Below are 16,764 nucleotides of genomic sequence, written 5' to 3' on the forward strand. Positions count from 1 at the left end.
GAACAATCACAATCAAAAGGAGCCCGACAGTGATCGACACATTCAACCGAACCGGACCACTCATGGAAGCTGCAAGTTATCCTGCCTGGGCGCAACAGCTCATCAAGGATTGCAGCGAGAGTAAGCGCCGGGTTGTCGAACACGAACTGTATCAGCGCATGCGAGATAACAAACTCAGCGCAAAAACCATGCGTCAGTACCTCATCGGTGGCTGGCCGGTCGTTGAACAGTTCGCGTTATACATGGCACAAAACCTGACCAAGACCCGCTTTGCCCGCCATCCTGGCGAAGACATGGCGCGTCGCTGGCTGATGCGCAATATTCGCGTGGAATTGAACCATGCCGATTACTGGGTGCACTGGAGTCGGGCGCACGGCGTCAGCCTTGAAGATTTGCAGGCGCAGCAGGTGCCCCCTGAACTTCATGCCTTGAGCCATTGGTGCTGGCACACCAGTTCGGCGGATTCGCTGATCGTCGCCATCGCCGCGACCAACTACGCCATTGAAGGCGCAACCGGTGAGTGGTCGGCGCTGGTTTGCTCCAGTGGTGTCTATGCGGCGGCGTTTCCGGAAGAGGATCGCAAACGGGCGATGAAGTGGTTGAAGATGCACGCCCAGTACGACGATGCCCATCCGTGGGAGGCACTGGAAATCATCTGCACCCTGGCGGGCATGAACCCGAGCAAGTCATTGCAAGTGGAACTGCGTCAGGCCATCTGCAAGAGCTACGACTACATGCACCTGTTTCTGGAGCGCTGCATGCAGCTGGAGCATTCGGAAAAAGCACCGGTGGCGCGTGAGCGCATGGCGCTGGCGGAAAGCTAAACGGGTTTAAAGACACTACAAACCAAATGTGGGAGCGAGCTTGCTCGCGATGGCTGCTAAACATTCAATAAAGATGCTGAATGTTAGAAAGCTATCGCGAGCAAGCTCGCTCCCACATTGGTTTGTAGTGTTGTTTAGAGCTCAACCCGCCATCGTCAACCGGTTGCGCCCCTCGCGCTTGGCGACATACAACGCACTGTCAGCCCGTCGCAACAAGCTCTCGGCAGACTCACCCGGCAGCAGGGTCGAACATCCGAGGCTGACGGTCAGTTCTACTGCATTGCCATCCGCCCGATAGTCCTGAGCCTGAGCTGCTGCCCGCAGCCGTTCGCCGACCATGGCGGCAGCTTCTCGAGTGGTGTTGGACAGCAGGATCAGAAACTCTTCGCCGCCAAACCGGAATACCATGTCGACATTGCGCAACTGGTTTTTGATCGCCGTGGCGACGGCCTTGAGTACGTCATCGCCGGCGTTGTGGCCATAACTGTCGTTAACGTTTTTGAAGTGGTCGATGTCCAGCATCAGCAGGGACAGAGGCATCAAGTGGCGTCGCGACATCTCGATTTCGCGTTCCAGGGTCTGATCCATGGCGATGCGGTTGCCAGTATCGGTCAATGGGTCACGCAATGCGCTTTGCGTCGCCGCCCGGTAAAGCAGGGCATTGCGCATCGGGAACAGCAGTGCCGACAGCAACGACTCCAGATTGCCTTGATCAAGCTCGCTGAATCGCTGATTGCGGCGGAAGACCAGTTCACCCAACTGCTCGCCTTCATGGCTGAGGCTGTAACTGACCGAGTGATGGCCGCGCTGACCGAACTCCAGGCGCAAGTCACTGGCCTGATGCCGATAGTTCAAGGCATCCAGTGGTACCAGGCGCTGAACTTCGCGGAAGAAAAGTCCGAGAATGCGTTGTGGCTCGAGGCTGGTTTGCAACTGCTGACCCAGTTGCTGGCGCAATAGCGCAAGGCTGACGGGGCGTTCCAGAAGAGGAGGTTGCTGACCAAATCCCAGGCGTTGCAATTTGGCGCTATCGAAGTCAATTGCGTTGGTCTGGGAAGGTGATTTCATATGGCTGAGCCCCTAAGCGGTAAAGCTGTCTTACAGGCTGGGTGAGAGCGGCTTCAGGCTGCGCGTCATACTGGTCCATCAGTCCCGTGGGACAGTTGGCGCAAGTTTAGTCTGCTTTGCCGAAGATTAGTAACCTATCGACTTGGGAGCCCGCCTGTCTGCTTTCACACTGCGTGTCTGAGCAAATTTAGAGCGAAAGTCGTGCCATTCGGTTCATTCGAATATAAAGCTATAAAAAACATAGAGTTGAGTTTGATTTTGAGTTTTTTTAACGAAAAGGGGTGGCGGTTGTTTGACTGGGAGGGGGGTAGTTACGACTCACTTTGAGTGCCGCGCCGGAAAATCGGCACGGCACAAAAGCGACGCACGGTGTTACTGGGCGTTGAACGCCTGGCCGTTGATGCCAGTGCTGTCCGGTCCCATCAGGTAGAGGTAGACCGGCATGATCTCCTCCGGGGTCGGGTTGTTGAGCGGGTTTTCCCCAGGGTAAGCCTGGGCCCGCATGCTGGTGCGCGTGGCGCCCGGGTTGATGCTGTTGGAGCGGACCGGGGCCACGGTGTCCACTTCGTCGGCCAGGGTTTGCATCAGGCCTTCGGTGGCAAATTTGGACACGCCATAAGCGCCCCAGTACGCGCGGCCCTTGCGGCCGACACTGCTGGAGGTAAATACCACCGAGGCGTCTTGCGACAATTTGAGCAGTGGCAGCAGGGTGCTGGTGAGCATGAACATGGCGTTGACGTTGACTTGCATGACGCGCATGAAGTTTTCGCCGGACAGTTGTTCGATCGGCGTGCGGGGGCCGATGATCGATGCGTTGTGCAGCAAGCCGTCGAGATGGCCGAATTCGGTCTCGATCATCGCCGCCAGTTCATCGTACTGGTGGGGCAGGGCGGTCTCCAGGTTGAACGGGATCACCGCCGGCTGTGGATGCCCGGCTGCTTCGATTTCGTCATACACCTGAGTCAGGTTGGCTTCGGTCTTGCCCAGCAGCAGGACAGTGGCGCCATGGGCTGCGTAGGTTTTCGCAGCCGCCGCGCCGATGCCGCGGCCGGCACCGGTGACCAGAATGACCCGGTCCTTGAGCAATTCGGGGCGAGCGGAATAATCAAACATAAGAAAACCTCAACACAATTCAACAATAAGGCGAACACCGAACCTGTGGCGAGGGAGCTTGCTCCCGCTCGGCTGCGCAGCAGTCGTGAAACCTGCAGATGCGGTGTGCCTGACAGAGTGCGGTGATAGCTAGAGGGGTCGCTTCGCCCCCCAGCGGGAGCAAGCTCCCTCGCCACAAAAAGCCGCTCTACTTAGCAACTGCATAAAGCGCTATCGAGCACCTTGCGCAACTCCAGCGGGTGATCAACCACCACGTCCGCACCCCAGTGACGCGGGTTGTCGTCGGGGTGAATGTAGCCGTAGGTCACCGCAGCGGTCTTGGTGCCGGCATCGCGGCCCGATTCGATATCGCGCAGGTCATCGCCGACAAACAACACGCTGGCCGGGTCCAGGTCGAGCATCTTGCATGCCAGAATCAGCGGCTCCGGGTCTGGCTTGCTGTTCTTCACGTGGTCCGGGCAGATCAGCAGCGCGGAACGCTCGGCCAGCCCCAGTTGCTGCATGATCGGCTCGGCGAAACGCAGCGGCTTGTTGGTCACCACGCCCCAGATCAGGCTGGACTGCTCGATGTCGGCCAGCAATTCGCCCATGCCGTCGAAGAGCTTGCTATGCACCGCGCATCCGGCGAGATAGCGCTCGAGGAATTCGAGTCGCAGCTCTTCAAAGCCTGGCGACTCCGGGTCCATCGAGAAGGTCACGGCGACCATCGCCTTGGCGCCGCCGGAAATCTCGTCACGGATGTGCTTGTCATTCATTGACGGCAAGCCGCGATCGGCGCGCATTGCCTGGCAGATGGCAATAAAGTCCGGCGCGGTGTCGAGCAGCGTGCCGTCCATGTCAAAAAGGACTGCTCTGATACGCATCGGCTTACTCCTCGCGCAGGGTCTGGATCATGTAGTTGACGTCCACGTCGGCCGCCAGTTTGTAGTGCTTGGTCAGCGGGTTGTACGTCAGGCCGATGATGTCCTTGACGGTCAGGCCAGCCATGCGGCTCCAGGCGCCGAGCTCGGAAGGGCGGATGAACTTCTTGAAATCGTGCGTGCCGCGCGGCAGCAGCTTCATGATGTATTCAGCGCCGACGATGGCGAACAGGTACGCTTTCGGGTTGCGGTTGATGGTGGAGAAGAACACCTGGCCTCCCGGCTTGACCATGCGGAAGCAGGCGCGAATGACCGACGACGGATCCGGCACGTGCTCGAGCATTTCCAGGCAGGTAACAACGTCGAACTGCTCGGGCATTTCCTCGGCGAGGCCTTCGGCGGTGATCTGCCGGTACTCGACGTTCACGCCCGACTCCAGCTGATGCAACTGCGCGACCGCGAGCGGTGCTTCGCCCATGTCGATGCCCATGACGGTGGCGCCGCGCTGGGCCATGGCCTCGCTCAGGATTCCGCCGCCGCAACCGACGTCCAGCACCTTCTTGCCGGCCAGGTTGACGCGTTCGTCAATCCAGTTGACCCGCAGCGGGTTGATGTCGTGAAGCGGCTTGAACTCGCTTTCACGGTCCCACCAGCGATGGGCCAGGGCTTCGAATTTGGCGATTTCGGCGTAGTCGACGTTGCTCATGGTTCAGTCCTCTAAAACTTGAAAAATCCTGTTGCCCCGGTTTTCTGGTCCGGGGATCTTACGATTCGGTGCGGCCACTGATGCGCTGGCCCCAAGCCTTGGCGGTGGCGCATAACTGTTCTTCATCGAGGCGGGTCAGGCGTCGGTCATCAAGCAGCTGCTTGCCCGCGACCCACAGGTGTTTCACGCAGTCCCGGCCGGTGGCGTAGATCAGTTGCGAAACCGGGTCGTAGACCGGTTGCTGCGCCAGGCCGGAGAGGTCAAACGCGACGATGTCTGCCGCTTTGCCGATTTCCAGCGAGCCGGTTTCAGCCTCGATCCCCAGCGCACGGGCGCCATTGAGCGTGGCCATGCGCAAGGCGCGATGAGCATCCAGCGCGGTGGCCGAGCCGGCGACGGCCTTGGCCAGCAACGCAGCGGTGCGGGTTTCGCCCAACAGGTCCAGGTCATTGTTACTGGCGGCGCCGTCGGTGCCGACGGCCACATTGACGCCGGCCTGCCACAAGCGCTCGACCGGGCAAAATCCGCTGGCCAGCTTGAGGTTGGATTCCGGGCAATGAATCACGTTGGTGTTGCTTTCTACCAGCATCACCAGGTCTTCATCGCTGATCTGGGTCATGTGAACGGCCTGGAAGCGCGGCCCGAGCAAGCCCAGGCGGCCAAGGCGAGCCAGCGGGCGTTCACCGCGCTGCTCGACCGATTGCTGCACTTCGAAGGCGGTTTCATGGACGTGCATGTGGATCGAGGCGTCCAGCTCTTCGGCAATCACCCGGATTTTCTCCAGGTTTTCATCGCTCACGGTGTAAGGCGCATGGGGGCCGAAGGTGATTTTGATGCGCTCGTGGTGCTTGAGATCGCCAAACAATTCCACGCCCTGACGAATGGCTTCGTCCGCCGTGCTGGCGCCCGGGATCGGGAAATCGAGGATCGGAATGGCGATTTGCGCGCGTATACCGCTGTTGTGCACGCGCTCGCTGGCAACCTTCGGGAAGAAATACATGTCAGAGAAGCAGGTGATGCCACCTTTGATCTGCTCGGCGATGGCCAGGTCCGTGCCATCCCGTACGAAGGCTTCATCGGCCCATTTGGCTTCGGCGGGCCAGATGTGGTTTTCCAGCCAGGTCATCAGCGGCAGGTCATCGGCCAGGCCACGAAACAGCGTCATGGCGGCGTGACCGTGGGCATTGATCAGGCCGGGGCTGAGCAGCATGTCCGGCAACTCGCGCACTTCAGTTGCGTTAAGCTTCAACGCAGTCGAGCGTGGGCCGATAAATACGATGCGTCCGTCACGGATGCCCAGGCCATGCTCTTTGAGGACAACGCCAGCGGGTTCGACGGGTACCAGCCAGGTCGGCAGCAATAACAGGTCGAGCGCAGCGGCAGTGTTCGGCATCGAGGGTCGGTTCCAGTGCTTTTGTAAAGGATGGCGAAGTATACCCGAGCGTCTTCGCGGGGGGATCGCTATAATCGGCGGCTTTTGTGCTTGAGTGCGGGGTGTGGGATGCGCGATCGACTGTTGGCTGCGGAGAAAGTGAAGGCCATCGATTGGCGTGATGGCGCCCTGTACCTGCTGGATCAGCGTGTTTTGCCCTTCGAAGAAACCTGGATTGCCTACACCAGTGCAGCCGGTGTGGCCGAGGCCATTCGTTCGATGGTGGTGCGCGGTGCGCCGGCGATTGGCATCAGTGCGGCGTATGCCATGGTGCTGTCGGCCCGCGCCCGGATTGCCGAGGGCGGTGACTGGCAGGCTGCGTGGGAAGAGGATTACGCGGTACTGGCCGATTCCCGTCCAACCGCGGTGAATCTGTTCTGGGCCCTGAGTCGCATGCGCGACCGCCTGGATCGTCTCAAGGAAGACGCAGACCCTCTGGCGGCCCTGGAGGCCGAGGCTCTCGCCATTCATGAAAGTGATCGCGAAGCCAATCTGACCATGGCCCAGCTGGGTGTGGACTTGATTCGCAAGCACCAGGGTAATGCTCAGGCAATCCTGACCCACTGCAACACTGGCGCACTGGCCACCGGCGGCTTCGGCACGGCGCTGGGCGTGATTCGCGGGGCCTTTATCGAGGGTATGGTCGAGCGGGTTTACGCCGATGAAACCCGGCCGTGGCTGCAAGGTTCGCGTCTGACCGCATGGGAGCTGGCCAATGAAGGCATTCCCGTGACCCTGAATGCCGACTCCGCCGCCGCGCACATCATGAAAACCAAAGGCGTGACCTGGGTAATCGTCGGCGCCGACCGCATCACTGCCAATGGCGATGTGGCGAACAAGATTGGCACTTATCAGCTGGCGGTCAACGCCATGCACCACGGCGTGCGCTTCATGGTGGTGGCGCCGAGTTCGACCATCGACATGAACCTGGCCAGTGGCGATGAAATTCCTATCGAAGAACGCGATGGTCGTGAATTGCTGGAGGTCGGGGGCAAGCGGATCGGGGCGGATGTCGATGCGTTCAACCCGGTGTTCGACGTGACCCCGGCGGACTTGATCGACGTGATCGTTACCGAAAAGGGCATTGTCGAGCGCCCGGATACGGCGAAGATGGCGCTGTTGATGTGCCGTAAGCGCTTGCATTAATAATGTCTAGCGCCTGAAACATCGCTTTCGCGGGCAAGTCTGCTCCCGCAGGGATCTGCATCGTTCGGGAGATCTCGGGCATGCAGAGATCCCTGTGGGAGCGGGCTTGCCCGCGAAGAGGTCATCAAAGTCAATGAATCAGCATGAATCAGGCATGATTTTTTGATTCGGTGCAGCTCTAAGCCCCTCTCGTCTCCCTCAAGCCTGTCACCGGTCAACTTACTATGCTCCATGCGCGTCTGGGGGATAGGTGCGTGGCGGCTCTTGTGATAACATCCGGCGTTTTCCGAGGCAGTCCCACGGGGTTGTCTTTACTGCGCAAATCCATGGTTAATCTTGTTGATTTGTCGTAAGTCGGTGTATGGCACTCAGCCTGCAGCGGCGAGCTTCGTTCGTCCCATATGGATGTGACGAAGTTTCACCAGAAAAAGGAATCGAGCTTCTCATGGGCGAACTGGCCAAAGAAATCCTCCCGGTCAATATCGAAGACGAGCTGAAGCAGTCCTACCTCGACTACGCAATGAGCGTAATTGTCGGGCGGGCCCTGCCGGATGCGCGCGATGGCTTGAAGCCCGTGCACCGGCGTGTGCTGTTCGCGATGAGCGAGCTGGGCAACGACTTCAACAAGCCGTACAAGAAATCTGCCCGTGTTGTCGGTGACGTCATCGGTAAGTATCACCCGCACGGTGATACCGCGGTGTATGACACCATCGTCCGCATGGCACAGCCGTTCTCGCTGCGCTACCTGCTGGTAGACGGTCAAGGCAACTTCGGTTCGGTGGACGGCGACAACGCCGCGGCCATGCGATACACCGAAGTGCGCATGACCAAGCTGGCGCACGAGCTGCTGGCTGACCTGCATAAAGAAACCGTGGACTGGGTGCCGAACTACGACGGCACCGAAATGATCCCGGCGGTCATGCCGACCCGTATTCCCAACCTGCTGGTCAACGGCTCCAGCGGTATCGCCGTGGGCATGGCGACCAACATTCCGCCGCACAACCTCGGTGAAGTCATCGACGGTTGCCTGGCCCTCATCGACAACCCTGAGTTGACCATCGATGAGCTGATGCAATACATCCCCGGTCCGGACTTCCCGACCGCCGCGATCATCAACGGTCGCGCCGGCATCATCGAAGCCTACCGCACCGGTCGCGGCCGCATTTACATGCGTGCCCGCTCGACGATCGAAGACATCGACAAGGTCGGTGGCCGTCAGCAGATCGTCATTACCGAACTCCCTTACCAGCTCAACAAAGCCCGTCTGATCGAAAAGATCGCCGAGCTGGTGAAAGAGAAGAAGCTTGAAGGCATCACCGAGCTGCGCGACGAGTCCGACAAGGACGGTATGCGCGTTGTGATCGAATTGCGTCGCGGCGAAGTGCCAGAGGTGATCCTCAACAACCTCTACGCCCAGACCCAGTTGCAAGCGGTGTTCGGTATCAACATCGTCGCGCTGATCGACGGCCGCCCACGGATCCTGAACCTCAAGGACCTGCTGGAAGCCTTCGTTCGTCACCGTCGCGAAGTCGTTACCCGTCGTACTGTGTTCGAACTGCGTAAAGCCCGCGAACGCGGTCACATCCTGGAAGGTCAAGCGGTTGCCCTGTCGAACATCGACCCGGTCATCGCCCTGATCAAGGCCTCGCCAACGCCGTCGGAAGCCAAGGAAGCGCTGATCAGCACAGCCTGGGAATCCTCCGCCGTAGTGGCCATGGTTGAACGCGCTGGTGCCGATTCTTGCCGCCCTGGAGACCCTGGACCCGCAATACGGTCTGCGCGACGGCAAGTACTTCCTGTCGCCAGAACAGGCGCAAGCCATTCTGGAGCTGCGTCTGCACCGTCTGACCGGTCTGGAACACGAAAAACTGCTGGCCGAGTATCAAGAGATCCTCAACCAGATCGGCGAGCTGATCCGCATCCTCAGCAGCGCCACGCGCCTGATGGAAGTGATCCGCGAAGAACTGGAAGTGATCCGCGCCGAGTACGGTGATGTGCGTCGCACCGAGATCCTCGATGCCCGTCTCGACCTGACCCTGGGTGACATGATCCCGGAAGAAGAGCGCGTCGTGACCATCTCCCACGGTGGCTATGCCAAGACCCAGCCATTGGCTGCGTACCAGGCTCAGCGTCGTGGCGGTAAAGGCAAATCGGCGACCGGCGTTAAAGATGAGGACTACATCGCTCACCTGCTGGTCGCCAACAGCCACACCACGCTGCTGCTGTTCTCCAGCAAGGGCAAAGTGTACTGGCTGAAAACCTACGAAATTCCAGAAGCGTCCCGCGCTGCTCGTGGTCGTCCGCTGGTCAACCTGCTGCCGCTGGACAGTGATGAATACATCACCACCATGCTGCCGGTCGAGGAATACACCGAAGGTCACTTCATCTTCATGGCGACCGCCAAAGGCACCGTGAAGAAGACCCCGCTGGAATCCTTCAGCCGTCAACGCAGCGTGGGTCTGATCGCGCTGGAGCTGGACGAAGGTGACGTACTGATTTCTGCCGCCATCACCGATGGCGAGCGCGAAGTCATGCTGTTCTCCGACGGCGGCAAGGTCACTCGCTTCAAGGAAACCGACGTTCGCGCCATGGGCCGTACCGCTCGCGGTGTTCGTGGCATGCGTCTGCCGGAAGGCCAGAAGCTGATTTCCATGCTGATCCCGGAAGAAGGCAGCCAGATCCTGACCGCTTCGGCGCGTGGTTTCGGCAAGCGTACGGCGATCACTGAGTTCCCTGAATACAAACGTGGCGGTCAGGGCGTTATCGCCATGGTCAGCAACGACCGTAACGGCCGACTGGTCGGCGCGGTCCAGGTGCTCGATGGTGAGGAAATCATGCTGATTTCCGACCAGGGCACCCTGGTTCGTACCCGTGTCGACGAAGTGTCCAGCCTCGGTCGTAACACCCAGGGCGTGACCCTGATCAAGCTGGCCAGCGATGAAACGCTGGTCGGTCTGGAGCGGGTTCAGGAGCCATCGGAAGTCGAAGGTGAAGAGCTGGAAGGTGAAGAGGGTGCAGAGTTCATCGGCGAAGTCGTGATCGACGACGTTGTTGATGATCAGCAACTCGATGCCGCCGCTGACGAAGAGCCACAAGAGTAAGCGAACAAACAGGGGGCGGATGAGAATTCGCCCCCTTGTTGTTTGTCCCGTATGAAAATATCGACACCTATGGAGTCCCTTGTAGGAGTGAGTCAGCTCCGGGCGGCGTTCCGACGATACAGGCGCCGCGGTATGTCTGACACATCGCGGTGATGCATTCGCGAGCAGGCTCACTCCTACAAAAGCTGTGCTTCAGCAGGGACTCTGTGTCGATTGATGTTGTGATTTATTGCGTGATTACCACCAAATCAGAGCGAGATTGGATGTGAGCAAGAGAGCCTATAACTTCTGTGCCGGTCCTGCGGCACTTCCCGAAGCTGTCCTGCAGCGCGCTCAGGGTGAACTCCTTGACTGGCACGGCAAGGGCCTGTCGGTCATGGAAATGAGCCATCGTAGTGATGAGTTCGTGTCCATTGCCACCAAGGCCGAGCAGGATCTGCGTGATCTGCTGAATATCCCTTCGAACTATAAAGTGCTGTTTCTGCAAGGCGGCGCCAGCCAGCAATTTGCTCAGATTCCTCTGAACCTGTTGCCGGAAAACGGTACTGCCGACTATATCGACACCGGTATCTGGTCGCAGAAAGCCATCGAAGAAGCTTCGCGCTACGGCAATGTGAATGTCGCCGCGACTGCCAAGCCTTACGACTATTTTGCTATTCCCGGTCAGAACGAATGGAACCTGTCGAAAGACGCGGCCTACGTTCACTACGCGCCGAACGAAACCATCGGCGGCCTGGAATTCCAGTGGATTCCGCAAACTGGTGATGTTCCGCTGGTGGCCGACATGTCCTCGGACATCCTGTCGCGTCCAGTCGATGTTTCGCGCTTCGGCATGATCTACGCCGGCGCCCAGAAAAACATCGGCCCGAGCGGCATCGTGGTCAACATCGTTCGTGAAGACCTGCTGGGTCACGCCCGTTCCCTGTGCCCGACCATGCTCAACTACAAGGTCGCGGCCGATAACGGCTCGATGTACAACACCCCGCCAACCCTGGCCTGGTACTTGTCCGGCCTGGTGTTCGAGTGGCTGAAAGAGCAGGGTGGTGTTGAGGCCATCGGCAAGCTCAATGAAGTGAAGCAGCGCACGTTGTATGACTTCATCGACGCCAGCGGCTTGTACAGCAACCCGATCAACAAGCCGGATCGCTCGTGGATGAACGTACCGTTCCGTCTGGCTGACGACCGTCTGGACAAGCCGTTCCTGGCCGGTGCCGACGAGCGTGGCCTGTTGAATCTCAAGGGCCACCGTTCCGTAGGCGGCATGCGCGCCTCCATCTATAACGCCGTCGACATCGTTGCGGTCAACGCACTGGTTTCGTACATGGCAGAGTTCGAGAAGGAACACGGCTAATGTCTGAGCAAGAACTCAAGGCACTGCGCCTGCGCATTGATGCCCTGGACGAAAAAGTCCTGGAGCTGATCAGTGAGCGCGCACGCTGCGCCCAGGAAGTTGCGCGAGTAAAGATGGCCTCGCTGGCCGAAGGCGAAGTGCCGGTGTTCTATCGTCCTGAGCGTGAAGCCCAGGTGCTCAAACGCGTGATGGAGCGTAACCAGGGGCCACTGGGCAATGAAGAGATGGCGCGGTTGTTCCGCGAAATCATGTCTTCGTGCCTGGCGCTCGAGCAGCCGCTGAAAGTGGCTTACCTCGGCCCTGAAGGCACCTTCACCCAAGCCGCAGCCATGAAGCACTTCGGCCACGCGGTGATCAGCAAGCCGATGGCGGCGATCGACGAAGTGTTCCGCGAAGTGGCGGCCGGTGCGGTGAACTTTGGCGTGGTCCCGGTGGAGAACTCCACCGAGGGCGCGGTCAACCACACGCTGGACAGCTTCCTCGAACACGACATGGTGATCTGTGGCGAAGTCGAGCTGCGTATTCACCACCACCTGTTGGTCGGTGAAAACACCAAGACCGACAGCATCAGTCGCATCTATTCCCATGCCCAATCGCTGGCCCAGTGCCGCAAGTGGCTGGACGCACACTACCCGAATGTCGAGCGCGTGGCGGTGTCCAGCAACGCCGAAGCGGCCAAGCGGGTTAAAGGTGAGTGGAACTCGGCGGCGATTGCCGGCGACATGGCCGCTGGTCTGTACGGGTTGACCCGTCTGGCCGAGAAAATCGAGGATCGCCCGGATAACTCCACGCGATTCCTGATGATCGGCAGCCAGGAAGTGCCGCCGACCGGCGACGACAAGACCTCGATCATCGTCTCCATGAGCAACAAACCGGGCGCGCTTCACGAGTTGCTGGTGCCGTTCCACGACAACGGTATCGACCTGACGCGCATCGAGACGCGTCCGTCGCGCAGCGGTAAATGGACCTACGTGTTCTTCATCGACTTCGTCGGCCACCATCGCGATCCATTGGTCAAAGGTGTGCTGGAAAAGATCAGTCAGGAAGCAGTGGCACTCAAAGTGCTGGGTTCCTACCCGAAAGCAGTTCTCTAAGGGGTAGCAAATGAGTGATGACTTCCTCGCCCTGGCACAGCCGGGCGTGCAACAACTTTCGCCGTACGTCCCGGGCAAGCCTGTGGACGAACTGGCGCGCGAGCTGGACCTTGATCCGGCGAGCATCGTCAAACTGGCCAGTAATGAAAACCCGTTGGGCGCGAGTCCCAAGGCGCTGACGGCGATTCAGAATGCGCTGGCCGAGCTGACCCGTTATCCAGACGGCAATGGTTTTGCGCTCAAGACCCTGTTGGCCGAGCAGTGCCGCGTCGAACTGAATCAAGTGACGCTGGGCAATGGCTCCAACGACATTCTGGAGCTGGTCGCGCGTGCCTATCTGGCGCCGGGCCTCAATGCCGTGTTCAGTGAGCATGCGTTTGCGGTCTATCCGATCGTGACCCAGGCCGTCGGTGCCCAGGCCAAAGTGATTCCGGCCAAAGACTGGGGGCATGACCTGTCGGGCATGCTGGCGGCGATCGATGCCGACACTCGCGTGGTCTTCATTGCCAACCCGAACAACCCGACCGGAACCTGGTTCGATGCCGAGGCACTGGACGAATTCCTGCAGGATGTTCCGGCGCATGTGCTGGTCGTGCTGGACGAGGCCTACATCGAATACGCCGAGGGCAGCGACTTGCCGGATGGCCTGGATTATCTGGCGGCTTATCCGAACCTGCTGGTTTCTCGTACGTTCTCCAAGGCCTATGGCCTGGCGGCATTGCGGGTCGGCTATGGCTTGTCCACCGCCGTGGTCGCGGACGTCCTGAACCGTGTGCGTCAGCCGTTCAACGTTAACAGTCTGGCCTTGGCCGCTGCATGCGCTGCGCTGCAAGACGTCGACTACCTGGCGCAAAGCCGTCGCCTGAACGAGTCCGGCATGCTGCAACTGGAAGCCGGTTTTCGTGAGTTGGGGCTGAGTTGGATCCCGTCCAAGGGCAACTTCATCTGCGTCGATCTCGGTCGCGTGGCTGCACCGGTGTTCCAGGGGCTGTTGCGCGAAGGCGTGATCGTGCGTCCGGTGGCCAACTACGGCATGCCGAACCACCTGCGTGTCACGATCGGTTTGCCAGCGGAAAACAGCCGCTTCCTAGAGGCGCTGACCAAGGTTCTGGCTCGTGGTTGATGTCACTGCGCTGCAATCTGCTGCACCTATGATCGGTCGCCTGGTGGTGGTCGGTCTGGGATTGATCGGTGGTTCGTTCGCCAAGGGCATGCGTGAAAGCGGCCTGTGCCGCGAAGTGGTCGGGGTTGACCTGGATCCGCAGTCGCGCAAGCTGGCGGTCGAGTTGGGCGTGGTGGATCGCTGTGAAGAAGACCTGGCCGCTGCTTGCCAGGGCGCTGACGTGATTCAACTGGCCATTCCGATCCTGGCCATGGAAAAGATGCTGGCACGCTTGGCGGCAATGGATCTCGGATCGGCGATTCTGACCGACGTCGGTAGCGCCAAAGGCAATGTCGTCCGTGCGGCAACCGAAGCGTTTGGCGGCCTGCCGTCGCGCTTTGTGCCGGGGCATCCGATTGCCGGTTCCGAGCAGAGCGGGGTGGAAGCCTCCAACGCCGAGCTGTTCCGTCGTCATAAAGTGATTCTGACGCCGCTGGATCAAACCGATCCGGCCGCGCTGGCAGTGGTCGACCGTCTGTGGCGCGAATTGGGCGCCGATGTCGAACACATGCAGGTCGAGCGCCACGATGAAGTGTTGGCGGCGACCAGTCATTTGCCGCACCTGTTGGCGTTCGGTTTGGTCGATTCGTTGGCCAAGCGCAATGAAAACCTTGAGATCTTCCGTTACGCTGCCGGCGGTTTCCGCGATTTCACAAGAATCGCGGGAAGCGATCCGGTCATGTGGCACGACATCTTCCTCGCTAACCGCGAAGCTGTCCTGCGCACACTCGATACATTTCGCAGCGACCTCGACGCCTTGCGCGACGCGGTCGATGCAGGGGATGGGCACCAATTGTTGGGCGTGTTCACGCGCGCCCGGGTTGCCCGCGAGCATTTCAGTAAAATCCTGGCCCGCCGGGCCTATGTGGACGCTATGAACTCCAACGACCTGATTTTCCTGGCACAACCTGGTGGCCGCCTGACTGGGCGGATTCGTGTACCGGGCGATAAATCGATTTCCCACCGTTCGATCATGCTTGGCTCCCTGGCCGAAGGCGTCACCGAAGTCGAAGGCTTCCTCGAGGGCGAAGACGCTCTGGCGACCCTGCAAGCCTTCCGTGACATGGGTGTTGTGATCGAAGGTCCGCATCATGGTCGTGTGACCATCCACGGTGTCGGCCTGCATGGCTTGAAGCCGGCACCCGGCCCGATCTATCTGGGTAACTCCGGTACTTCGATGCGTCTGCTGTCTGGCCTGTTGGCTGCGCAGAACTTCGACAGCACCCTGACCGGTGACGCTTCGCTGTCCAAACGCCCGATGAATCGCGTGGCCAATCCGCTGCGTGAAATGGGCGCCGTGATCGAGACCGCTGCTGAAGGTCGTCCACCGATGATCATTCGTGGCGGCCACACGCTCAAGGGCTTGACCTACACCATGCCAATGGCCAGTGCCCAGGTTAAATCCTGCCTGCTGCTGGCGGGTCTGTACGCTGAAGGCAAGACCACCGTTACCGAGCCTGCCCCGACGCGCGACCACACCGAGCGCATGTTGCAAGGTTTTGGTTATCCGGTCAGTGTCAGCGGTGCGACTGCATCGGTCGAGTCCGGGCACAAGCTGACCGCGACCCACATCGAAGTGCCGGGCGACATCTCGTCCTCCGCGTTCTTCCTGGTGGCCGCATCGATCGCTGAAGGTTCTGAGCTGGTGCTCGAACACGTCGGCATCAATCCGACCCGTACCGGCGTGATCGACATCCTGCGCCTGATGGGCGGCGATATCACCCTGGAAAACCAGCGTGAAGTCGGCGGCGAACCGGTCGCGGACTTGCGCGTACGTGCAGCTAAACTTAAAGGTATCGAGATTCCCGAGGCTCTGGTTCCACTGGCCATCGACGAATTCCCGGTGCTGTTCGTGGCCGCGGCCTGTGCCGAAGGGCGCACGGTGTTGCGTGGTGCCGAAGAGCTGCGGGTCAAAGAGTCGGACCGGATCCAGGTCATGGCCGATGGCTTGCTGGCGCTGGGCGTCAAATGCGAGCCGACCCCGGATGGCATCATCATTGACGGCGGCCAGATCGGCGGTGGCGAAGTGCATGGTCATGGCGATCACCGGATTGCCATGGCGTTCAGCGTGGCATCGCTGCGCGCGACTGCACCGATCCGCATCCACGATTGCGCCAACGTCGCGACGTCGTTCCCGAACTTCCTTACGCTGTGCGCGCAGGTCGGTATCCGGGTTGCTGAAGAGGCTCAGTCGTGATCAACAAGTCGCCAGTCATTACCATCGATGGCCCGAGCGGTTCCGGTAAAGGCACGATCGCCGGGATTCTGGCGAAACGTCTGGGCTGGAATCTGCTGGATTCCGGTGCGCTGTACCGTTTGCTGGCGTTCGCTGCGCACAATCATGGTGTTGATCTGACCAATGAAGAATTGCTGAAGGCGCTCGCGGCACATCTGGACGTGCAGTTCATCGCTGCGACGGACGGTCAACTGCAGCGAATCATTCTGGAAGGCGACGAAGTCAGTGATGTGATTCGTACTGAAAGTGTCGGCGCCGGTGCATCCCAGGTTGCGGCATTGCCCGCCGTACGCGAGGCGCTGCTGCAGCGCCAGCGTGCTTTCCAGGAAATGCCGGGGCTGGTAGCCGATGGCCGGGATATGGGCACGGTGGTTTTTCCGGACGCGCCCTTGAAGATATTCCTCACTGCCAGTGCCGAGGAGCGTGCGCGCCGTCGATACTTGCAGTTGAAGGGCAAAGTCGATGGTGTTAGTCTGTCGAGTCTGCTAGATGAGATACGTGTCCGCGATGAGCGTGACACCCAGCGAGCGGTAGCCCCGCTCAAACCGGCGGCTGACGCCATACAGCTGGATTCCACGGAATTGTCCATTGATCAGGTGCTGGAACGCATCATGAGCGAGATCGCCATTCGCGATATCGCCGGGTGACCAAGAAGGCCGCGGGGGACCAGT

The 16,764-nt window shown here is 59.9% G+C and carries 12 protein-coding genes and 1 pseudogene; 8 read left to right on the top strand and 5 right to left on the bottom strand.

The genetic code is table 11. The annotated features are described in order from the left end of the window. The first annotated feature begins 62 nt into the window (after window positions 1-62). Entirely contained in the window at window positions 63-824 is a 762-nt protein-coding gene (locus AB4N43_RS25160; RefSeq protein ID WP_228758893.1) for a TenA family transcriptional regulator, read from the top strand. A 141-nt stretch (window positions 825-965) separates the two neighbouring features. Here the strand turns inward: AB4N43_RS25160 and AB4N43_RS25165 are convergent, their stop codons facing one another. The 5 genes from AB4N43_RS25165 to AB4N43_RS25185 form a co-directional block, all read right to left on the bottom strand. Then, a complete protein-coding gene (locus tag AB4N43_RS25165) occupies window positions 966-1,892 on the bottom strand; it encodes a GGDEF domain-containing protein (protein ID WP_059182366.1) in 927 nt (308 codons plus the stop codon). A 372-nt stretch (window positions 1,893-2,264) separates the two neighbouring features. After that, on the bottom strand, window positions 2,265-3,005 hold the full coding sequence (locus AB4N43_RS25170; RefSeq protein WP_008031809.1) for a YciK family oxidoreductase: 741 nt from the start codon (window positions 3,003-3,005) through the stop codon (window positions 2,265-2,267). A 191-nt stretch (window positions 3,006-3,196) separates the two neighbouring features. Beyond that, window positions 3,197-3,868 (bottom strand): N-acetylmuramic acid 6-phosphate phosphatase MupP, encoded by a 672-nt coding sequence (gene mupP / locus AB4N43_RS25175; protein ID WP_027924105.1) that lies wholly within the window; start codon window positions 3,866-3,868, stop codon window positions 3,197-3,199. A gap of 4 nt (window positions 3,869-3,872) precedes the next feature. Further along, complete coding sequence (gene ubiG / locus AB4N43_RS25180; protein WP_007945809.1) at window positions 3,873-4,571, bottom strand: bifunctional 2-polyprenyl-6-hydroxyphenol methylase/3-demethylubiquinol 3-O-methyltransferase UbiG; 699 nt, start codon at window positions 4,569-4,571, stop codon at window positions 3,873-3,875. A gap of 58 nt (window positions 4,572-4,629) precedes the next feature. After that, a complete protein-coding gene (locus AB4N43_RS25185) occupies window positions 4,630-5,964 on the bottom strand; it encodes a TRZ/ATZ family hydrolase (RefSeq protein WP_027924106.1) in 1,335 nt (444 codons plus the stop codon). Window positions 5,965-6,072: 108 nt separating this feature from the next. Here AB4N43_RS25185 and mtnA point away from each other — a divergent pair, with 108 nt between their 5' ends. The 7 genes and pseudogenes from mtnA (at window position 6,073) to cmk (ending at window position 16,740) form a co-directional block, all read left to right on the top strand. Continuing rightward, window positions 6,073-7,149, top strand: a complete 1,077-nt coding sequence (mtnA, locus tag AB4N43_RS25190; RefSeq protein ID WP_027924107.1) for an S-methyl-5-thioribose-1-phosphate isomerase — start codon at window positions 6,073-6,075, stop codon at window positions 7,147-7,149. Between the two features lie 445 nt (window positions 7,150-7,594). Beyond that, a pseudogene (gyrA, locus tag AB4N43_RS25195) lies at window positions 7,595-10,250 on the top strand (DNA gyrase subunit A). 265 nt (window positions 10,251-10,515) lie between these two features. Then, window positions 10,516-11,601 (top strand): 3-phosphoserine/phosphohydroxythreonine transaminase, encoded by a 1,086-nt coding sequence (gene serC, locus AB4N43_RS25200; protein ID WP_027924109.1) that lies wholly within the window; start codon window positions 10,516-10,518, stop codon window positions 11,599-11,601. Further along, a complete protein-coding gene (pheA, locus tag AB4N43_RS25205; RefSeq protein ID WP_007899727.1) occupies window positions 11,601-12,695 on the top strand; it encodes a prephenate dehydratase in 1,095 nt (364 codons plus the stop codon). Before serC ends, pheA begins: the two co-directional genes overlap by 1 nt. Before the next feature lie 10 nt (window positions 12,696-12,705). After that, window positions 12,706-13,818, top strand: coding sequence for a histidinol-phosphate transaminase (hisC, locus tag AB4N43_RS25210; RefSeq protein ID WP_027924110.1), 1,113 nt, complete (start codon window positions 12,706-12,708; stop codon window positions 13,816-13,818). 28 nt (window positions 13,819-13,846) lie between these two features. Further along, window positions 13,847-16,054 (top strand): bifunctional prephenate dehydrogenase/3-phosphoshikimate 1-carboxyvinyltransferase, encoded by a 2,208-nt coding sequence (locus tag AB4N43_RS25215; protein ID WP_059182367.1) that lies wholly within the window; start codon window positions 13,847-13,849, stop codon window positions 16,052-16,054. Continuing rightward, entirely contained in the window at window positions 16,051-16,740 is a 690-nt protein-coding gene (cmk, locus tag AB4N43_RS25220) for a (d)CMP kinase (RefSeq protein ID WP_027924112.1), read from the top strand. Before AB4N43_RS25215 ends, cmk begins: the two co-directional genes overlap by 4 nt. Window positions 16,741-16,764: the final 24 nt, after the last annotated feature.

The sequence above is a fragment of the Pseudomonas sp. S2_B07 genome (genome assembly GCF_054668435.1).

Bases quoted from the DNA above. Each gene is read 5' to 3' on its own strand.
- AB4N43_RS25160 (WP_228758893.1), top strand. From the start codon at position 63: ATGGAAGCTGCAAGTTATCCTGCCTGGGCGCAACAGCTCATCAAGGAT.
- AB4N43_RS25165 (WP_059182366.1), bottom strand. From the start codon at position 1,892: ATGAAATCACCTTCCCAGACCAACGCAATTGACTTCGATAGCGCCAAA.
- AB4N43_RS25170 (WP_008031809.1), bottom strand. From the start codon at position 3,005: ATGTTTGATTATTCCGCTCGCCCCGAATTGCTCAAGGACCGGGTCATT.
- mupP (WP_027924105.1), bottom strand. From the start codon at position 3,868: ATGCGTATCAGAGCAGTCCTTTTTGACATGGACGGCACGCTGCTCGAC.
- ubiG (WP_007945809.1), bottom strand. From the start codon at position 4,571: ATGAGCAACGTCGACTACGCCGAAATCGCCAAATTCGAAGCCCTGGCC.
- AB4N43_RS25185 (WP_027924106.1), bottom strand. From the start codon at position 5,964: ATGCCGAACACTGCCGCTGCGCTCGACCTGTTATTGCTGCCGACCTGG.
- mtnA (WP_027924107.1), top strand. From the start codon at position 6,073: ATGCGCGATCGACTGTTGGCTGCGGAGAAAGTGAAGGCCATCGATTGG.
- pheA (WP_007899727.1), top strand. From the start codon at position 11,601: ATGTCTGAGCAAGAACTCAAGGCACTGCGCCTGCGCATTGATGCCCTG.
- hisC (WP_027924110.1), top strand. From the start codon at position 12,706: ATGAGTGATGACTTCCTCGCCCTGGCACAGCCGGGCGTGCAACAACTT.
- AB4N43_RS25215 (WP_059182367.1), top strand. From the start codon at position 13,847: ATGATCGGTCGCCTGGTGGTGGTCGGTCTGGGATTGATCGGTGGTTCG.